The 15,830-nt window shown below is 64.7% G+C and carries 15 protein-coding genes; 9 read left to right on the forward strand and 6 right to left on the reverse strand.

The genetic code is table 11. The annotated features are described in order from the left end of the window. Positions 1-212 precede the first annotated feature (212 nt). The 5 genes from OKW52_RS12495 to OKW52_RS12515 all read right to left on the reverse strand — a co-directional run bounded on the left by OKW52_RS12495 (position 213) and on the right by OKW52_RS12515 (position 4,267). Positions 213-1,019 (reverse strand): aspartate dehydrogenase domain-containing protein, encoded by an 807-nt coding sequence (locus OKW52_RS12495; RefSeq protein WP_264506001.1) that lies wholly within the window; start codon positions 1,017-1,019, stop codon positions 213-215. 30 nt (positions 1,020-1,049) lie between these two features. Further along, positions 1,050-1,946, reverse strand: coding sequence for an ABC transporter permease (locus OKW52_RS12500; RefSeq protein ID WP_264506002.1), 897 nt, complete (start codon positions 1,944-1,946; stop codon positions 1,050-1,052). Between the two features lie 10 nt (positions 1,947-1,956). Then, entirely contained in the window at positions 1,957-2,757 is an 801-nt protein-coding gene (locus OKW52_RS12505; RefSeq protein ID WP_264506003.1) for an ABC transporter ATP-binding protein, read from the reverse strand. Next, positions 2,744-3,715: an ABC transporter substrate-binding protein gene (locus OKW52_RS12510; RefSeq protein ID WP_264506004.1), complete on the reverse strand. Its 972-nt coding sequence runs from the start codon at positions 3,713-3,715 to the stop codon at positions 2,744-2,746. The genes OKW52_RS12505 and OKW52_RS12510 overlap by 14 nt, the downstream gene beginning before the upstream one ends. A gap of 159 nt (positions 3,716-3,874) precedes the next feature. Further along, positions 3,875-4,267 (reverse strand): DUF2177 family protein, encoded by a 393-nt coding sequence (locus OKW52_RS12515; protein WP_264506005.1) that lies wholly within the window; start codon positions 4,265-4,267, stop codon positions 3,875-3,877. 128 nt (positions 4,268-4,395) lie between these two features. Between OKW52_RS12515 and OKW52_RS12520 the strand changes: the two genes are divergently transcribed. Continuing rightward, positions 4,396-5,568 (forward strand): winged helix-turn-helix domain-containing protein, encoded by a 1,173-nt coding sequence (locus OKW52_RS12520; RefSeq protein ID WP_264506006.1) that lies wholly within the window; start codon positions 4,396-4,398, stop codon positions 5,566-5,568. A 6-nt stretch (positions 5,569-5,574) separates the two neighbouring features. Here OKW52_RS12520 and OKW52_RS12525 read toward each other — a convergent pair whose 3' ends face one another. Continuing rightward, entirely contained in the window at positions 5,575-6,609 is a 1,035-nt protein-coding gene (locus tag OKW52_RS12525) for an AraC family transcriptional regulator (protein ID WP_264506007.1), read from the reverse strand. A 121-nt stretch (positions 6,610-6,730) separates the two neighbouring features. Here OKW52_RS12525 and OKW52_RS12530 point away from each other — a divergent pair, with 121 nt between their 5' ends. The 8 genes from OKW52_RS12530 (at position 6,731) to OKW52_RS12565 (ending at position 15,811) form a co-directional block, all read left to right on the forward strand. Then, entirely contained in the window at positions 6,731-8,053 is a 1,323-nt protein-coding gene (locus tag OKW52_RS12530) for a glutamine synthetase family protein (RefSeq protein WP_264506008.1), read from the forward strand. 3 nt (positions 8,054-8,056) lie between these two features. Next, positions 8,057-8,791 (forward strand): glutamine amidotransferase-related protein, encoded by a 735-nt coding sequence (locus tag OKW52_RS12535; protein WP_264506009.1) that lies wholly within the window; start codon positions 8,057-8,059, stop codon positions 8,789-8,791. Then, positions 8,788-10,050 carry a cytochrome P450 gene (locus tag OKW52_RS12540; RefSeq protein WP_264506010.1) on the forward strand — a complete coding sequence of 421 codons (1,263 nt, stop codon included), beginning with the start codon at positions 8,788-8,790 and terminating at the stop codon, positions 10,048-10,050. Before OKW52_RS12535 ends, OKW52_RS12540 begins: the two co-directional genes overlap by 4 nt. Before the next feature lie 685 nt (positions 10,051-10,735). Then, on the forward strand, positions 10,736-11,149 hold the full coding sequence (locus OKW52_RS12545; protein WP_264506011.1) for a Rieske (2Fe-2S) protein: 414 nt from the start codon (positions 10,736-10,738) through the stop codon (positions 11,147-11,149). 26 nt (positions 11,150-11,175) lie between these two features. After that, complete coding sequence (locus tag OKW52_RS12550) at positions 11,176-12,249, forward strand: amidohydrolase family protein (protein WP_264506012.1); 1,074 nt, start codon at positions 11,176-11,178, stop codon at positions 12,247-12,249. A gap of 1 nt (position 12,250) precedes the next feature. Next, a complete protein-coding gene (locus OKW52_RS12555) occupies positions 12,251-13,357 on the forward strand; it encodes an amidohydrolase family protein (protein ID WP_264506013.1) in 1,107 nt (368 codons plus the stop codon). Positions 13,358-13,754: 397 nt separating this feature from the next. Beyond that, positions 13,755-14,795: an ABC transporter ATP-binding protein gene (locus OKW52_RS12560; RefSeq protein ID WP_264506014.1), complete on the forward strand. Its 1,041-nt coding sequence runs from the start codon at positions 13,755-13,757 to the stop codon at positions 14,793-14,795. Continuing rightward, positions 14,792-15,811 carry an ABC transporter ATP-binding protein gene (locus tag OKW52_RS12565; protein WP_264506015.1) on the forward strand — a complete coding sequence of 340 codons (1,020 nt, stop codon included), beginning with the start codon at positions 14,792-14,794 and terminating at the stop codon, positions 15,809-15,811. The genes OKW52_RS12560 and OKW52_RS12565 overlap by 4 nt, the downstream gene beginning before the upstream one ends. Positions 15,812-15,830: the final 19 nt, after the last annotated feature.

The raw sequence follows: 15,830 nt of genomic DNA on the forward strand, positions 1-15,830 counted from the left end.
GGGGCCAGCCGGGAACAGGTCCAGGCACTGGCCGCTGGCGGGATCATAGCACAGACCGGCCTGCACCGGCCGCGTTGCCAGTGCCCGATCCGAGGCATCGCGAGACGCCGTCATGCGCTGTGCGAACACCGTCAGGCCGCCATACGTGACCGGGTAATAGGCAGCGTTCAGCGCGTCGCCATCGAGGCTTGCCTCAAGGTCGGGCTGGGCCTTCACGCGAAGCTTAACCCCGGCTGCGCGACACCGGCGGCGCGCAGCATAGAGCCGACTTGCGCTGCCAGCATCTCGGTGCCCGAGACGCCGACCACCGGCTGAACCTTGCGCGACTGGTGCAGCGAGCCGTCCTTGCCCACCGCGCGGACCTCGGCGATGGCCACGGTGAGCGACGGGTCGGCGATCAGCACGGCACGGCAGCGGTCCAGCCCTACGGTGGCCAGCGCGCAGGTGGTCATCGTATTGACATTGCGGGGAAACAGCGCCGCAATCCCGCGAACCGGGCCGTCATAGACGACTGTCTGCGTGGTGATCAGCGCAGGATTGATGTCGGTGTCGGTGAAGTCGATATTGGCCGGGTTCTTGCGGAAGGTGATGGTCACCTCCTGCCACATCTCGCGCATCTCGACGAGGTTATCGAGCCCGATCAGTGCCCCATGCGGAATGATGATGCGCCGGCCCTGCGCCTTGGCCAGCGCGACCAGCCGCGCTTCGGTTGCGGCATCGGCGAAGGCGTTGACCGACAGCGGCAGGTAATCCGCCGCGCGCAGGATGGCCGCGCCATGGATCACGCTGACGGCGGGGTGGGCGCATTCGACCACCAGATCGGGCTGGCGGCTGGCCAGCATGTCCAGATCGTCCAGCGGCAGGTCGGCAGGCAGCCCGGCCAGCTTGGTCTTGTCGCGGTTCCACACGAAAGCCAGCTCAAGGTTCCAGTCGGGCGTGTCCCGGATCAGGCGGCACAGTTCGCGGCCAATAAACCCGTAACCGGCCACCCCGATCCGGGTTTTCTGCGAGGGCGTCATACATCTTTCCTTAATTTTGCGGTGGCAGACTTACAGCCCGGCCCCCGAGACTTTGCGACCGATCAGCACCGGCCAGCCGATGGTGAGCAGAACGAACAGGCCCGTGACCAGTTTCAGGTCCGACGGGTTCAGACCCAGCGCCAGCGCGAGCGAGGCAAGCTGATAATAGACCACCGCCCCCACGACGGGGGCCGCGATCTGGCGCAGCAGGGTGCGGCGTCCGGTGATCGCCTCGCCGATGATGACCGAGGCGAGGCCGTTTACCAGCATGCCCACGCCCATGCCGACATCGGCATAGCCCTGCGATTGCGCCATCAACGCCCCGGCCAGCGCGCTGATGCCCGACGCAAGGCCGAGGCCCCCGGCGGTATAGAGCACCAGATTGACCCCCAGCGCCGGGGCCAGTTGCGGGTTCGCGCCGATGCCGCGCAGGCCCAGCCCCAAGTCGGTCTGCAAGACCCACCAGAGCGCCAGCACCAGCGCGACAGCCAGCGCGGCGGCGACGGTGATCTGCAACGGCAGGCTGCGCAGGATGCCGGGGCTGATCCAGTCATAGAGCGTCTCGATGCCGAAGATCGGTGCGTTCGGGCGGCCCAGAATACGCAGGTTGATGCTCCACAGCATTGTCACGGTCAGGATCCCGGCAAGCAGGGAATGGACCTTGAATTTCAGATGGATCATCGCCGTGGTCATCCCGGCAAGGAAGCCCGCAATCACCGCGCAAGCCGTGGCGATGAACGGGTGTGCCCCGGCGCTGAGCAGGGCGGCGGCGACGGCGGCGGCCAGTGGGAAGACGCCCTCGGACGACAGATCAGGGACCGAAAGGATGCGGAACGGGATCATGATCGCCAGCGCGATCAGCGCATAGGTCAGACCCTGAACCAGCGTGACGGGGACAAGATTCCAGAACAGCTGCAGGATATCCATCACTCTCTCCTCATGCGCGCAGCAGTTGGTCGTCACTGGCGCCAAAGCGCTGCACCAGCGCCTCGACCGTCAGCCCGGCCTTGGCCTGCGCATCCAGATCCAGCCGCACCTGACCCGCGTTCAGCGCCAGCAGACGGTTCCCGGTGTCGAGGGCGTGTTGCATGTTGTGGGTGATCATCAGCGTGGTCAGCCCGCCCTCATCGACGATGCGGCGAGTGGCCTGCATGACCAGCTCGGCAGTGCCGGGGTCGAGCGCGGCGGTGTGTTCGTCGAGCAGCAGCAGCCGGGGCTTTTGCATCGCGGCCATGAGCAGCGCCAGAACCTGCCGTTGCCCGCCCGACAGCTTGCCCGCGAGCACGGCCATCCGGGTTTCCAGCCCCAGTCCGAAGGGCGCAAGCAGGTCGCCAAACCGCTCGCGGTTGCCGCGTCCCAGCGCCAGCCGGAAGCCGCGCCGCAGGCCGCGACGTTGCGCGAGCGCGAGGTTTTCCTCGATCGACAGGGCCGGGGCCGTGCCCAACATCGGGTCTTGAAACACCCGCCCGATAAAACCCGCGCGTCGGTGGACCGGCAGGTCGGTGACGTCCTGCGCGCCGAACAGCACGCGCCCGCTGTCCGGCTGCAGCGCGCCCGAGATGGCGTTGAGCATGGTGCTCTTGCCCGCGCCGTTCGAGCCGATGACAACGGCGAAATCGCCCTCATTCATGCGCAGGCTCAGCCCGTCCAGCGCGACCCTTTCATCCGGGGTGCCCGGATGAAAGGTGAGGCGCAGCGCGTCGAGGGTCAGGGCGGGGCGGGCGTCAGTCGACGACACAGTCGCACCCGGTCAGCGCCTCGGGCAGGGTCAGGCCAAGCGCGGTCATCTGACGCTGGCTGATGCGGATCAGGTGATCCTCGGGCGCCGGAACCGCGATGGCGATCGTGGCCGGATCTTCACCGCCGAGGATGCGCGCGGCCAGGTCACCCGCGCGTTCGCCGATGCGGTAGAAATCGACGGCAAAGGTCGCCAGCGCCAGCGCATCGCCGACCGATTGGGTGTTCGAGCTGAACACCGGCATCGAAATCCGACCGGCGGCCGAGGCAATCGCCGGGCTGGCGGGTTGCAGCAGGCTGGAGGCCGGAACGAACAGCGCATCCACCCGGCCCTGCGCCGAGGTCACACGTTGCGGGATGTCATTGGCATTGTCGACGCCGATCAGCAGCACCTCGACGCCCTGCGCTGGGGCAAGGGTTTGCAGGCGGGTGGCAAAGGCCGTGTCGCTGTCATCGCCGGGATTATAGAGCACGCCCAGCCGGGTCATGCCGGGCACCAGCGATTGCATGAAGGCGACCGTCGCCGCCAGATCGGGGATGTTGGACACACCGGTCAACAGCGGCGCGCCCGCGTCCCAGCTGCCGACCAGCCCGGCCTGCACGGGATCGGTGACGGGCGCAAAGACGATGGGAAAATCGCGGTTGGCAAGGATCTGGCGCGCGGATTGTGCCATGGGGGTGGTGATCGTCAGCATCAGATCAGGGTCGGCGGCGGCCAGCCGGTTCAGGAACTGCGGCACAAGCGACCGGTCGAAATTGACGTTGCCCTCGTCATAGACCGGCTCATAGCCCGCAGCATCGAGCGAGGCCTTGAAGCCATCCGATACCTGCTGAAGCGACGGGTGCGGGCCGAACAGGGCGATGGCGATGCGTGGTGCGGTTGTCTGGGCCAGAACCGGCGTGGTCAGCGCGGCGGCGACGGCCAGCCCGGTGACCACCGTGCGAAGTTTTGTGAACATGGCGTTCTCCCTGCGATGGTGTTTTTATATTACGTGTTCGTATCAAATTGCAGAGCAGGGGCTTTTGTCAACACCGAAGCTGGCGCAGGCTTGCGGACGCGGGGCCATTTTCCCAGCCGCCGCGTGCCTGCCTAAATCTTGGACATCCGGTAAGGGCGCTCAGCCCTGAAGGCGCAAGAGCAGCGCAACCCCGGCCCACGCGCAGAACCCGGTCAACACCGTGCCCCACAGCGTGTCGGTGGCGACCATCGCCCATGACCAGTCTTTCATGATCGACATCGAGGTGAACTCGTACGTGCCGTAAGCCATCGCGCCGATCACCGCGCCCTGCAACAGCGCCCGAACCGGGTCGGCGTCCCGCAGGGCAGGGGCCGAGACGAGGAACACCAGTCCCGCCACATAGGCCAGATAGAACAGCCCTGCCGGGGCCAGCATCGGGCTGTCGCGCATCGTCGCGCCCAGATGGCGGACAAACAGCGGCTTCATCACCAGGGTCAGCATCAAAGCGTCGATGGCAAGAAACAGGAGGGCGGTGATGGCGTAGAGGATCATGACGGGCTCCGGGAACGGGTACGCGAGCACAGGTAGCGCGGTGTTTCGCCAAGGCGAGGGGGCCTTGCCCATTGCATAACCCGGCCTCGGGCGGCATCACTGTCATCTTGCAACAGGTGAGCCGGTCTGTGTCTGCCCTGAAGATCTCGAATTCGGACGCCAGAGCGCTGTGGCTTTGCGCGCATGGCCTTTCTGCGCCACCGGCAGGGGTGTGCGATACGCTGGGCTTGATCCGCGCGCTGGGGTTTGTCCAGCTGGACACCATCCAGATCGTGTCGCGCGCGCATCATCATATCCTGTGGAGCCGCAACCCGCGCTATCGCGAGCCTTTGCTCGACGGGTTGCTGGCGCGCGACCGGCAGGTGTTCGAGCATTTCACCCATGATGCTTCGGTCCTGCCGATGGAATTTCTGCCGCTGTGGCAGCGGCAGTTCCGGCGGATGAAGGCAAAGGTGGAGCGTTCGTCGTGGTATGGCGGTGCGTTGGAGCCTGAGCTTCTGGCGCTGGTCAAACGGCGCATTGCGGATGAAGGCCCGCTGTCGACGCGCGATTTCGACACCAAACTTGAGGGGCCCAAGGAGATGTGGCGCCGCCCACCGCATAAGAAGGCGCTGGATTACCTATGGTACGCGGGCGAACTGGCGACCTCGCACCGGGACGGGTTCATCAAATATTATGATCTGGCTGACAGGGTGTTTCCGGCAGAGCTGAGAAACGCGCAGTTGTCCGATCAGGCGCAGATCGACGGGCTGTGCCGCGCGGCACTGGACCGCATCGGCTTTGGGACACTGGGCGAGATCCGCAAATTCTGGGACGCGACCGATCCGGCAGAGGTTGCGGCTTGGGCAGAGCGGGACAGCGGCGCGCTGATCCCGGTAGAGGTGCAGGGTGCCGATGGCAGCTGGACCAAGGCCTGGGGCTGCGCGGATCTTGAAGAACGGCTGACGGCGCTGGCAGCACCGGGCGGACGGCTGCGTATCCTCAGCCCGTTCGACCCGGCGATCCGGGACCGGGCACGGCTGAAACGCCTGTTCGGGTTCGACTACACGGTAGAACTGTTCCTGCCGGCGGCGAAGCGGCAGTGGGGTTACTACGTATACCCGGTGCTTGAAGGCAGCCGTTTTGTCGGCCGGATCGAGGCCAAGGCGGACCGCGCGGCGGGGGTGTTGAGCGTGCTCAAATGGTGGGACGAGCCGGGTGTCCGGGCGTCGAAGGCCCGTGCTGAAAAGCTTGAGGCCGAGCTTGCGCGCTTCGCCCGGCTGGCTGGGGTTGAGCGGGTGGTCTGGGAATGCCCGCGCTAACCCGGTTCAGCGGCGCAGGCGGTTCACCTGCTTGCGGTGCAGGCTGGGGCTGACCCCGGTTTCTGCCCGGAACGCGCGGGTAAAGGCGGCGGCGTCGGAATAGCCCAGCTTTTGCGCGATATCGAGGATGGAAAATTCGGTATCCTCAAGCTGCCGCATCGCAACCGCGACCTTCTTGGCGCGCAACAGATCACGAAAGCTCACCCCTTCGGCGCTCAGCTTGCGGCGCAATGTGTGCTCGGTCGTGCCCAGCCTGAAGGCGACATCGGCCACCGTCACCGGGTCCGCGCCGACGATCTTGGCCAGAACCGCGTCGACCTGATCGGTGACGCGGCTGGGCCGGTCCTTGGTGTGGCGGATCATCGTCAGATAGTGGCGCAGCAGGCTGGCGAGCCTCGGGTCATGGCGGCGCGCCTTCGACGTCAGATCCTGCGGGCGCATGACAAGCGAATTTCGCGCCTGCTCGAAATAAACCGGGCAACCGAAATGGCGTTCATAGCTCGACAGCGGGGCAAGGCGCGCATGCTCGAATGTCAGCTCGACCGGCGCATAGGGCGTGCCCAGAAACAGGCAGATCAACTGGTGCATATAGGCCAGCGAGAACTCGGCGTCCTGACGGCGCGACGTCAGGGACTGATCGACGATGAAATAGCTCATCATCGGCGTGGGCGTGCGGGCAAAATCCAGAAAAGTCGCGCCCTGAATGGCAAACACCGTGCGCACGAATTCGTCGATGGCCGTGCCCAGATCGGGGGCGCCCAGAAACAGGTAGCCCGGCGCACCCGCCAGATCCGGCCCCATCCGTCGCGCCAGTTTCAGGCCGAGCGTGGGTTGGCGTTGGTGGGTGGCGAGGCTTTCGAAAATTTCCAGATAGGCGGCAAGCGGGACCGCACCGTCTTCGCCGTCGATGTCAGCATCGCTGAGCCCGTACCCGCCCAGCAAGCCGTGGCGCACCGAATCCGTGACGGCGCATTCATCAAAGATCTGGCGCAGCACGGTGCCGCGGATTTCGGCGCGGGGCCGGGCGATTTCAGGGGGCATGCGGATATGGCTGTTCAAAAATGTATGTTTTCTGTTCGAAACTATCAGGAAGGCGCGGGCGCGCGGTGTCAAGCTTTGTGAAAATCAAAACCCGGCTACGGGCAAACAGGGACACTGCAGCATGACGAAAGACCGTTTTTTCACCGTTGCCATCGTCGATACGAACGGGCTTTTGCGCGGGCAGAAGTTCCGCGGTGCCGATCTGCCGGGCGTGTTGGCGCATGGTATCGGCATGTCGCCGGTGCAACTGGCGCTGGATCCGACGGATGACATCATGGCGATGCCCGGCGTGACCGACGACAGCGCCGATTTTCACGACAGCGAGCTGACGGTCGATGCGGCCAGCCTGCGGCATATCTCCTTCGAGCGCGATGAGGATTCGGCGCTGTATCTGGCCGAGTTCACCGGCGAGGCCGCCGGGCTGTGCCCCCGTAACCTGCTACGGCGAGTGCTGGCGCGGGCGGCGGCAATGGGGCTGTCCACCAAGGCCGGGATCGAGCTGGAATTCACCCTGTTTGACGAAACGCCGCGCAGCCTGAAGGCCAAGGGCTATGAGGATCTGATCACCGCCACGGCGCATCCCAGCCACGATCTGATCATCTATCAGGCCGCGCAATCCGACTTCTACGCCGGGGTCGCCGATTTCTGCGAGCCGCTGAGAATCAGCCTGCAGAAGATGCACGAGGAGATCGGCGGCGGCTTCATGGAGGCGTGTATCGGTGCGGTTCCGGCGCTTGACGCTGCCGACGAAGCCGTCTTGCTGCGCAACTTCCTGCGCGTGTTTGCCATGCGGCAGGACCAGACCGTGTGCTTCATGCCCCGCTGGACCGAGGATGCGGACAGCCAGTCCTCGCATATCCATATCTCGCTGCTTGATGAGGCGGGCCAGTCCCTGTTCTGGGACGCCGATGCGCCGGATCATCTGTCGCCCGCGTTCCGCTATTTTCTGGGCGGGTTGCAGGAATACCTGCCCGGCCTGATGCTGCTCTTCGCCCCGACCGTGAACAGCTGGCGGCGCTTTGCCGAGGGCACTTTTGCGCCGCCTGCGTTCTCTTGGGGGATCGAAAACCGCACGACCGCGTTCCGCGTTGTCGGCACGCGGCCGTCGACGCTCAGGGTCGAGAACCGTCTGCCCTGCGCCGATGCCAACCCCCATCTGGCTATGGCGGCGACGCTGGCCGCCGGACTGGCGGGGATCGCGGGCAAGGTCGAGCCGACCGCGCCCACCACGGGCAACGGCTATGTGCCCGGCGTTGCCAAGGGGCACGCATTGCCCGACGGGATGGCAGCGGCGATCGACGCGCTCGAGCAGTCGGCGCTGGCCGCCGACTGGCTGGGCGAGGGGTTCGTGCGCGCCTATTGCGCCACCCGCCGCGATCAGGTGGCAAAATTCGCAGGCAAGACCCTGATCGACGAACGCCGCCGCTTTTTCGAGTTGGGATAAGTCATGCGTATTGGCTTGATTGAATGTGGCACACAGCGCCCCGACTGGTCAGATTTCGGCGCGTTCGGCACGTGGTTTCCGCCCCTGCTGGCTCTGGCCGGGGCAGCGCCCGAGTATCGCGTCTGGAACGCGGTTGAGGGGCAGCTTCCCGCCGATCCGGGGGCCTGTGACGCCTATCTGCTCACCGGCAGTCCGGCCTCGGCCTATGACGACGCGCCGTGGCAGCAGGCGTTGACCGGGTTTCTGCGGCAGGTTGCCCGGCAGGTTCCCCTTATCGGTATCTGCTACGGCCACCAGCATCTGCACCATGTTCTGGGTGGGCAAGTGAGCGAAGGGGCGGCCTGGGGCGTCGGGATTCATCATTACGATGTCACGGCGTTGCCCGCGTGGCTGCCCGATGAAGTGGCAACGGACAGCGCCCAAGGCTTTGACCTGATTGCCTTGCACAAGGATCAGGTCACCCGCCTTGCCCCCCAAACGCAGGTTCTGGCGCAAAGCCCGTTCTGTCCGGCGGCGGTGACGCAGATCGGTGACACGATCCTGACCTTTCAGGCGCATCCTGAGATGGACCCGGCCTTTGCCGCCACCGTTTACGCTTACGAGCGCGACCGCATCGGCGCCGCCCAGACCGAAGCTGCCACCGCCAGCCTGACCCTGCCGCGCAATCCCGCTTTGGCGGCGCGCTGGATCATGGCCTTTCTGACTCACACCCTCGCCAAAAGCGGAGCCTCGCAATGACTCTCTCGACCGCACGACCCACCACGCAGGTTGATCTGTCCAACGCGGGCAACTGGCAGAACGGCGTCCCGCGCGCCGAGTTCGCCCGCCTGCGCCGCGAAGCGCCGGTGGCATGGAACCCGCGCAACGACGGACACAAGGGGTTCTGGGCCGTCACCCGCTATGACGACATCGTGCAGGTGTCGAAAGACACCGAAACCTATTCGTCGCGCAATGGCGTGATCTCGCTTGATGATTTCGATGACGCGCAGAATGACGCGCGGCGGACGCTGTTGGAAATGGACCCGCCGCAGCATGGCAAGATGCGCCTTCTGACCATGCCGGGATTTACCCGGCGCGGGGTTGGCGGGCTGGAAGAGGATGTGCGCGCGCGCATCGGGGCCTTGCTTGACCGGCTGGTCGGGGCGGGCAGCTTCGAGGCGGTAACGACGCTGACCAAGGAAGTGCCGATCCTGACCCTGTGTTCACTGCTCGGCATCCCGGCCGAGCGCAAGGATGACCTGATCCGCTGGTCTGATCTGCTGATCGGCTCGGATGATCCCGATTTTATCGACCCGATCTTTGACCGCTATTCGGCCGAGGAACGGCGGATGCTGCCCTTTGGCCACCCGGCCTCGCTTCTGGCGTTCGAGATGGGCCGGGAACTGGCCGCCGACCGCCGCGCCAACCCGCGCGAGGATGTGATCACCATGCTGGTGCAGGCGCAGGTTGATGGCAAACCGATCAGCGAAGACGATTATCTCAACTATTTCCTGATGTTGGTTGTCGCCGGGAACGAGACGACGCGCCACACCATGTCCCACAGCCTGAACGCGCTGGCGCAGAACCCGGGCGAATGGGCGCGTTTTCGTGAAGGCGGGATCAAGAGCCAGACGGCAACGGATGAATGCGTCCGCTGGGCGACGCCGGTGCATTTCGTGCGCCGTATCACCACGCGGGCGACCGAATTGGGCGGCGTGCAGATCGACAAGGGTGAGAAAGTCGCGATGTATTATGCCTCTGGCAACCGGGATGAGGCGTATTTCGACGCGCCCGATCAGTTCCGTCTGGACCGCAGTCCCAATCCGCACATGGCTTTTGGCAAAGGCGGGCCGCATTTCTGTCTGGGCAATTACGTGGCGCAATTGCAGGTGCGGGTCTTGCTTGAGGAAATGGCCAAGCGGGTGGCGACGATCCGCACGCAATCGGGGCCGAACCTGTTGCGCAGCAACCATGTGCATGGCGTCAAATCGCTGGATCTGGAGCTGACGGCGCTCTGACAGCCGGAGGGTTCTTTGGCGCTTAGCCGTCCGCTTGCGGGCGATAGCGCGTCCGGTGAGGGGGCGGCAGGCTGCAATTCTTGCCTCGGCCGGCCTGCGGGCTGCACCGGATCTTCGCCGCCCCCGCTCGCAAAAACGCAACGCTGACCGGTGGCAAATCACCGCCGGTCGCGGCGCGAGTGCTCACTATGGCGCTACCGGTTGCGCGTGGGGGCTACACGAAGAACCGTTGATGGTGTATACAACCCCTGAGACCCGCCTGAGTGGCGGCTCAAGGGGGAGAGATGGCGACACGACCGGACGTGCCTTGGGCACTGTCGGCACCTTTGTCACAAGCGCTGTGCAGAAGGCGCGTTTTTGCTTTGGTGCGTATTCACAGCGAAAAATCGACTTTCCGGTGTGTTATCCATGCGATGACACGTCTTCTGACCCTTGGCGGCGTGCTGAGAGGGTGGTGTCCTTCCACCCTTGGCGGCACGCGACTCCCCGTCATTGCTGACGTTTCGCTGCCCTCATGGGGAGAGGCATGGCGCATACAGCGTCTGGTTAGGCCCATAGCGCAAGAATCATGTATACAATGACGCCAAGTAATCGCAGTCTCACTGATATTGGGCGACACGCCCCTGTGCAGGCGTTGCCCGCTGCCTTTCGTCACGACCGCTGACCCTTCGAGGAACAAGACACGATGCCCAACTATGTCGTTTGCAAGCTGACCGATATTCCACAAGGCGAGGCGCGCAGGTTCTCGGCAGGTAAGCGCGATGTGGCGATTTTCAACGTGCAGGGCACCCTGCACGCGATCGCTGACCGCTGCCCGCATGAGGGGGCCAGCCTGTGCAAGGGAAAGATCACCGGGCTGGTCGATTCGGACGGTCCCGGCGACTACCGCATGGAACGGCGCGGCGAGCTGGTGCGTTGCCCTTGGCATGGCTGGGAGTTCGATATCCTGACCGGAAAGTCCTACTGCGACCCCAACCGCCTGAAGGTGCGCAGCTATGACGTCAAGGTGAGCCCCGGTTCGGATCTGGCCGAGGGGCCTTACCAGATCGAAGTCTACGATGTGTCCGTGCAGGACGATTACGTGATCGTGACGCTGTGAGCAGCCACGCAGAAGGAGATGTTTGAATGAGCGACACCCTCGCAAAGCCCCGGGCGATCACCACGGCAGGCGCGATTGACACCGATGTGCATCCGCCGCTGCCGCGTCAGGCCGATCTGCTGCCCTATGTCGACGACTACTGGAAAGAGACCTTTCAGTCGCGCGAGATCGACGTTCTGGAACTGATGAGCGCGCCCGAGCGCACCAAGCCCTACCGCCGCCCGGATTGGGTGGGCGAGGGGGACGCGCTGGTGGCGATGCAGAAGAACCTGCTCGACCCGCTGGAACTGGGCCATGCGATCCTGAACGTGGTCTCAGGGGCGCATGCGCTGTTTGACCCGTATCTGGCGCAGGTCGTGTGCCGGGCGACGAATGACTGGCTGGCGGACACCTGGCTTGACCGTGACAGCCGGTTGCGGGCGTCGATGCTGGTGCCGTTCCAGAACGTCCCCGCCGCCGTGGCCGAGATCGAGCGGCTGGCATCGGACAAGCGCTTTGTGCAAATCCTGACGCTGGCGGCTGGCGAATTGCCCCTTGGCCGCCAAACCTATTGGCCGATCTTCGAGGCGGCCGAAAAGCACGGCCTGCCCATCGGCATTCACGCGGGCAGCATGCTGCGCCACGCGCCCAGCCACAGCGGCTATCACTCCTTTCTGATCGAAGACCACATCGCGATGACGCAGGGCTTTGCCACGCAAATCGCCAGCATGATCGCCGAAGGGGTGTTTGCGAAATACCCCGACCTCAAGGTCGTCGCCATCGAATCCGGTGTGTCGTGGATCCCGCCCTTGATGTGGCGCATGTCCAAGGACTGGCGCGGCACGCGGATCGAGGTGCCTTGGGTCAAGGACAGCCCCGCCGCGCTGATCCGCCGCCACGTGCGCGTGACCTCGCAGCCTTTTGACGGCCCTGAAGATCCCGCCGAGGTAGAAAAGATGCTCTCGCATCTGCTCTCGGATGATATGCTGCTGTTCTCCAGCGATTACCCCCACTGGCATTATGAGGGGCTCGATGTGCTGCCCCACGGTGTGCCGGATGCGCTCCTGCAAAAGGCCATGCGCAGCAATGCGCTGGCCACGTACCCCCGTCTTGGAGGCTGACATGGAAGCAACTGAACTCGACCGCGAAACCACTGCCGCCAAGCGTCTGGGCGTTGTGGATTGCGACATTCACCCGGCCTTTTCCAACCCGCAGGAACTGGGCAGCTATCTGCCGCAGCGCTGGCGGGATCACATTCGCGACTTTGCCCTGCGCACGCCGAACCCGTTTCTGGGCGCGATGATCTATCCGCGCATGACCCCCGGCAATGGCATGCGCCGCGACAGCTGGCCGCCCAATGGCGGGCCTCCCGCCTCGGATCTGGCGTTCCTGCGCGAGCAGTTGCTGGACCAGTGCAACATCGACCACGGCGTGCTGCAGCCGCTGGCCGCCGGGGCGGTGACCAACAATCAGGATCTGGGCGCGGCGCTGTGCATCGGCATCAACGACTGGCAGATCGATAAATTCGCCGGGCCCGAGCCGCGTCTGCGCGCCTCGATCTGTGTGGCGCAAGAGGATGCGGCGGAATCGGTCGCTGAAATCGACCGCCGCGCCCATGACCGGCGCTTTGTGCAGATCTCGATCCCGCCGCGCACCATCGAGCCGATCGGCCGTCGCCGCTATTGGCCGATCTTCGAAGCTGCCGAGCATTACGGACTGCCCATCGGCCTGCACACCGGTGCATTCGGGCAGCGGCCGAACACGCCTTCGGGCTGGTCGTCGTTCTATCTGGAGGAGCATTACGCCGCCTCGAACAGCCTGCAGACGGTGATCGTGTCGATGATCATGGAGGGCGTGTTCGAACGCTTTCCCAAGCTGAAGATCGTCGTCGTCGAGGGTGGCTTTTCGTGGGTGCCCTCGTTGGCATGGCGGATGGACCGCGAATGGAAGCGGATGGGCGCCGAGGTGCCGCAGGTCAAACGCAAGCCCAGCGAGTATCTGCGCGACCACTTCTGGTTCACCACGCAGCCGATCGAGGAGCCCGAAGAGAATCGTCATCTCGACGATATCGTGCGCTGGATCGGGGCGGACCGGTTGATGTTCTCGACCGATTATCCGCATTGGGATTTCGACGATCCGCGCTTTGCATTCCGCACGCCGCTGGACCCTGCGGACCGGGCGAAGATCTTTCGCGATAACGCAATGCAGCTGTTCCGATTGGACCAGTAATCAGCGCCGGGCAGGGCCCGGCGCGATCAAATTGTATACAGGTGCCGTGGAAACGGGCACGCCACAGCCGCTCGCCGGGATGGGGAGCGGACTGTGCATGTGTGACCCTGCGCCGGCGTCTGCTTGCGTGCTGCTCGAGAATTATTAATAAATATAAGCAGTTATGCGGCTTTCCTGTGACGGAAGGGCCGATTTTCGCTGTCAGCACGGTCGTCGCGCTGCGCCGTTTAATTATCAACGTCAAAGGTGCAATAAAGATATTGCTTAGGGGTGTTGGCTGTGTTTGCATACACGTGGAGAGACGGTGCAGGGGTGGCAACGGGGCGGATACGTCGGCCCATAGCCCGAACGATTTTGCGCCGGAAGCGTGGGCGAGAGCCCGCACGGGAGGTAACGGATGTCCGTAACTGAGGCGCAGCGGCCTGAGGTCGCGACCGGCATGTCAGCCGGCGCTGGTGCGCTGTTGAGCGTCGACGGTCTGAAGCTGGATTTGCGCGATGAAAGCGGCTGGGTCCGCGTGCTTGACGACGTGTCCTTTCAGATACGCCCGCGCGAAACGCTGGGCGTTGTCGGTGAAAGCGGCTGCGGCAAGTCGATGACCGCGCTGTCGATCATGCAGCTTTTGCCGCCGCGCTATGCGCGCACCGAAGGGCGCATCCAGTTCGGCGACCGCGACCTGCTGACCCTGTCGCGCCGCCAGATGAGCCGCATCCGGGGTCGCAACATCTCGATGATCTTTCAGGAACCGATGAGCGCGCTGGACCCGGTGTTCACCGTCGGCGCGCAGATCATCGAAACCGTGCTCTGCCATTTCAAGGTATCGCGCCGCGAGGCTGAAGAGCGCGCAATCGACGCGCTCGACAGTGTCGGCATCGCCGCACCGCGCGAAATCGCGCAGCTTTACCCGATGAGCCTGTCGGGCGGCATGCGCCAGCGGGTGATGATCGCCATGGCGCTGGTGTGCGAGCCGGAATTGCTGATCGCGGATGAGCCGACCACCGCGCTGGATGTGACCATTCAGGCGCAGATCATGGATCTGCTGCTCAAGCTGTCCCAGCAAAAGGGCACGGCGATCATGTTCATCACGCATAATCTGGCGCTGGTGTCGCAAAACTGCGACCGGATGATCACCATGTATGGCGGTCAGGTGATCGAGGGCGGGCCTGTCGCCGATGTTCTCGCCACCCCGCGCCATCCCTACACCACCGGCCTGCTGCATTCCGTCCCCGAGGCCGGGCGCGCGCGCGGCACGCTGAACGCCATTCCGGGCCGCGTGCCGTCCCTGCGCGCCATGCCGCCGGGCTGCCGGTTCGAGCCGCGGTGCCCGCATTCGGCGCCCGTCTGCCGTCAGCCGGTCGGCATCGCGCAAACCGGCGACCGCCAGATCCGCTGCCATCGCTGGCAAGAGCTGACCCAGCAGCAGGCCGTCTCGCTATGACCACGCAACGCCCTAACGCCGTCGACGTTCAGGACATGACCGTCACCTTTGGCCGCAGCCGCACGCTGGTGCGGGCTGTGGACGGGGTGTCGTTCACCGTCGCGCCCGGTGAGATCTTTGGCATCATTGGCGAATCCGGTTCGGGCAAGTCCACGCTGGGCCGGGCCGCTGTCGGCATGATCACGCCCTCGGGCGGTGAGGTGCGCCACAGTGGCGTCGATCCCTTCGCGCTGAGCCGCAAGGCGCTGAACGTCCACCGGCGCAAATATCAGATCATCGCGCAGGATCCCAACGCGGCGTTCAACCCGCGTATGACGATCCTCGAAAGCGTCATGGAGCCGATGTACATTGCCGGCATCGGCAACCGGGCCGAGCGGCGCGCGCGCGCGCTGGCGATGCTCGACACCGTCGCGCTGTCGCCCGAACTGAGCAACCGTTACCCGCATGAGCTGTCTGGCGGCCAGAAGCAGCGCGCCAATATCGCGCGGGCGCTGGTGCTGGACCCTGAAGTGCTGGTCTGCGACGAGGTGGTCGCGGCGCTGGATGTGTCGATTCAGGCGGACATGCTGAACCTGTTCTGGAAACTGCAGCAGGACTTCAACCTGACCTATCTGTTCATCAGCCACGATCTGAACGTCGCCAGCCACATCAGCGACCGCGTCGCGGTGATGTATTTCGGCAAGATCATGGAAATCGGCCCGGCCGAGGCGGTGATGAACCGCCCGCTGCATCCTTATTCCGAGGCGCTGCGCTCGGCTGAACCCGAGATCATCGCCGATCAGGCCAAGGCCCGCGAGCGGATCATCCTGCAAGGCGAGATCCCCAGCGCGCTGAACCCGCCCTCGGGCTGCCGGTTCCATACCCGATGCCCGCGCGCGGCCGACCGGTGCTCGACCGATGAACCCGTCCAGCGTGAACTGGTGCCGGGCCGGTTTGTCGCCTGCCATTTTGCCGAAGAGATGCTGGCACGTTTCGCGGAGGGAGGTGCAGCGATGCGCCGCGAGACCGTCAGCTGAAGTCAACACGTCGCGGCGC

It is taken from the genome of Pararhodobacter zhoushanensis (assembly GCF_025949695.1).
Lineage (GTDB): Bacteria > Pseudomonadota > Alphaproteobacteria > Rhodobacterales > Rhodobacteraceae > Pararhodobacter > Pararhodobacter zhoushanensis_A.

Bases quoted from the DNA above. Each gene is read 5' to 3' on its own strand.
- OKW52_RS12495 (WP_264506001.1), bottom strand. From the start codon at position 1,019: ATGACGCCCTCGCAGAAAACCCGGATCGGGGTGGCCGGTTACGGGTTT.
- OKW52_RS12500 (WP_264506002.1), bottom strand. From the start codon at position 1,946: ATGGATATCCTGCAGCTGTTCTGGAATCTTGTCCCCGTCACGCTGGTT.
- OKW52_RS12510 (WP_264506004.1), bottom strand. From the start codon at position 3,715: ATGTTCACAAAACTTCGCACGGTGGTCACCGGGCTGGCCGTCGCCGCC.
- OKW52_RS12515 (WP_264506005.1), bottom strand. From the start codon at position 4,267: ATGATCCTCTACGCCATCACCGCCCTCCTGTTTCTTGCCATCGACGCT.
- OKW52_RS12525 (WP_264506007.1), bottom strand. From the start codon at position 6,609: ATGCCCCCTGAAATCGCCCGGCCCCGCGCCGAAATCCGCGGCACCGTG.
- OKW52_RS12530 (WP_264506008.1), top strand. From the start codon at position 6,731: ATGACGAAAGACCGTTTTTTCACCGTTGCCATCGTCGATACGAACGGG.
- OKW52_RS12535 (WP_264506009.1), top strand. From the start codon at position 8,057: ATGCGTATTGGCTTGATTGAATGTGGCACACAGCGCCCCGACTGGTCA.
- OKW52_RS12540 (WP_264506010.1), top strand. From the start codon at position 8,788: ATGACTCTCTCGACCGCACGACCCACCACGCAGGTTGATCTGTCCAAC.
- OKW52_RS12545 (WP_264506011.1), top strand. From the start codon at position 10,736: ATGCCCAACTATGTCGTTTGCAAGCTGACCGATATTCCACAAGGCGAG.
- OKW52_RS12550 (WP_264506012.1), top strand. From the start codon at position 11,176: ATGAGCGACACCCTCGCAAAGCCCCGGGCGATCACCACGGCAGGCGCG.
- OKW52_RS12555 (WP_264506013.1), top strand. From the start codon at position 12,251: ATGGAAGCAACTGAACTCGACCGCGAAACCACTGCCGCCAAGCGTCTG.
- OKW52_RS12560 (WP_264506014.1), top strand. From the start codon at position 13,755: ATGTCCGTAACTGAGGCGCAGCGGCCTGAGGTCGCGACCGGCATGTCA.
- OKW52_RS12565 (WP_264506015.1), top strand. From the start codon at position 14,792: ATGACCACGCAACGCCCTAACGCCGTCGACGTTCAGGACATGACCGTC.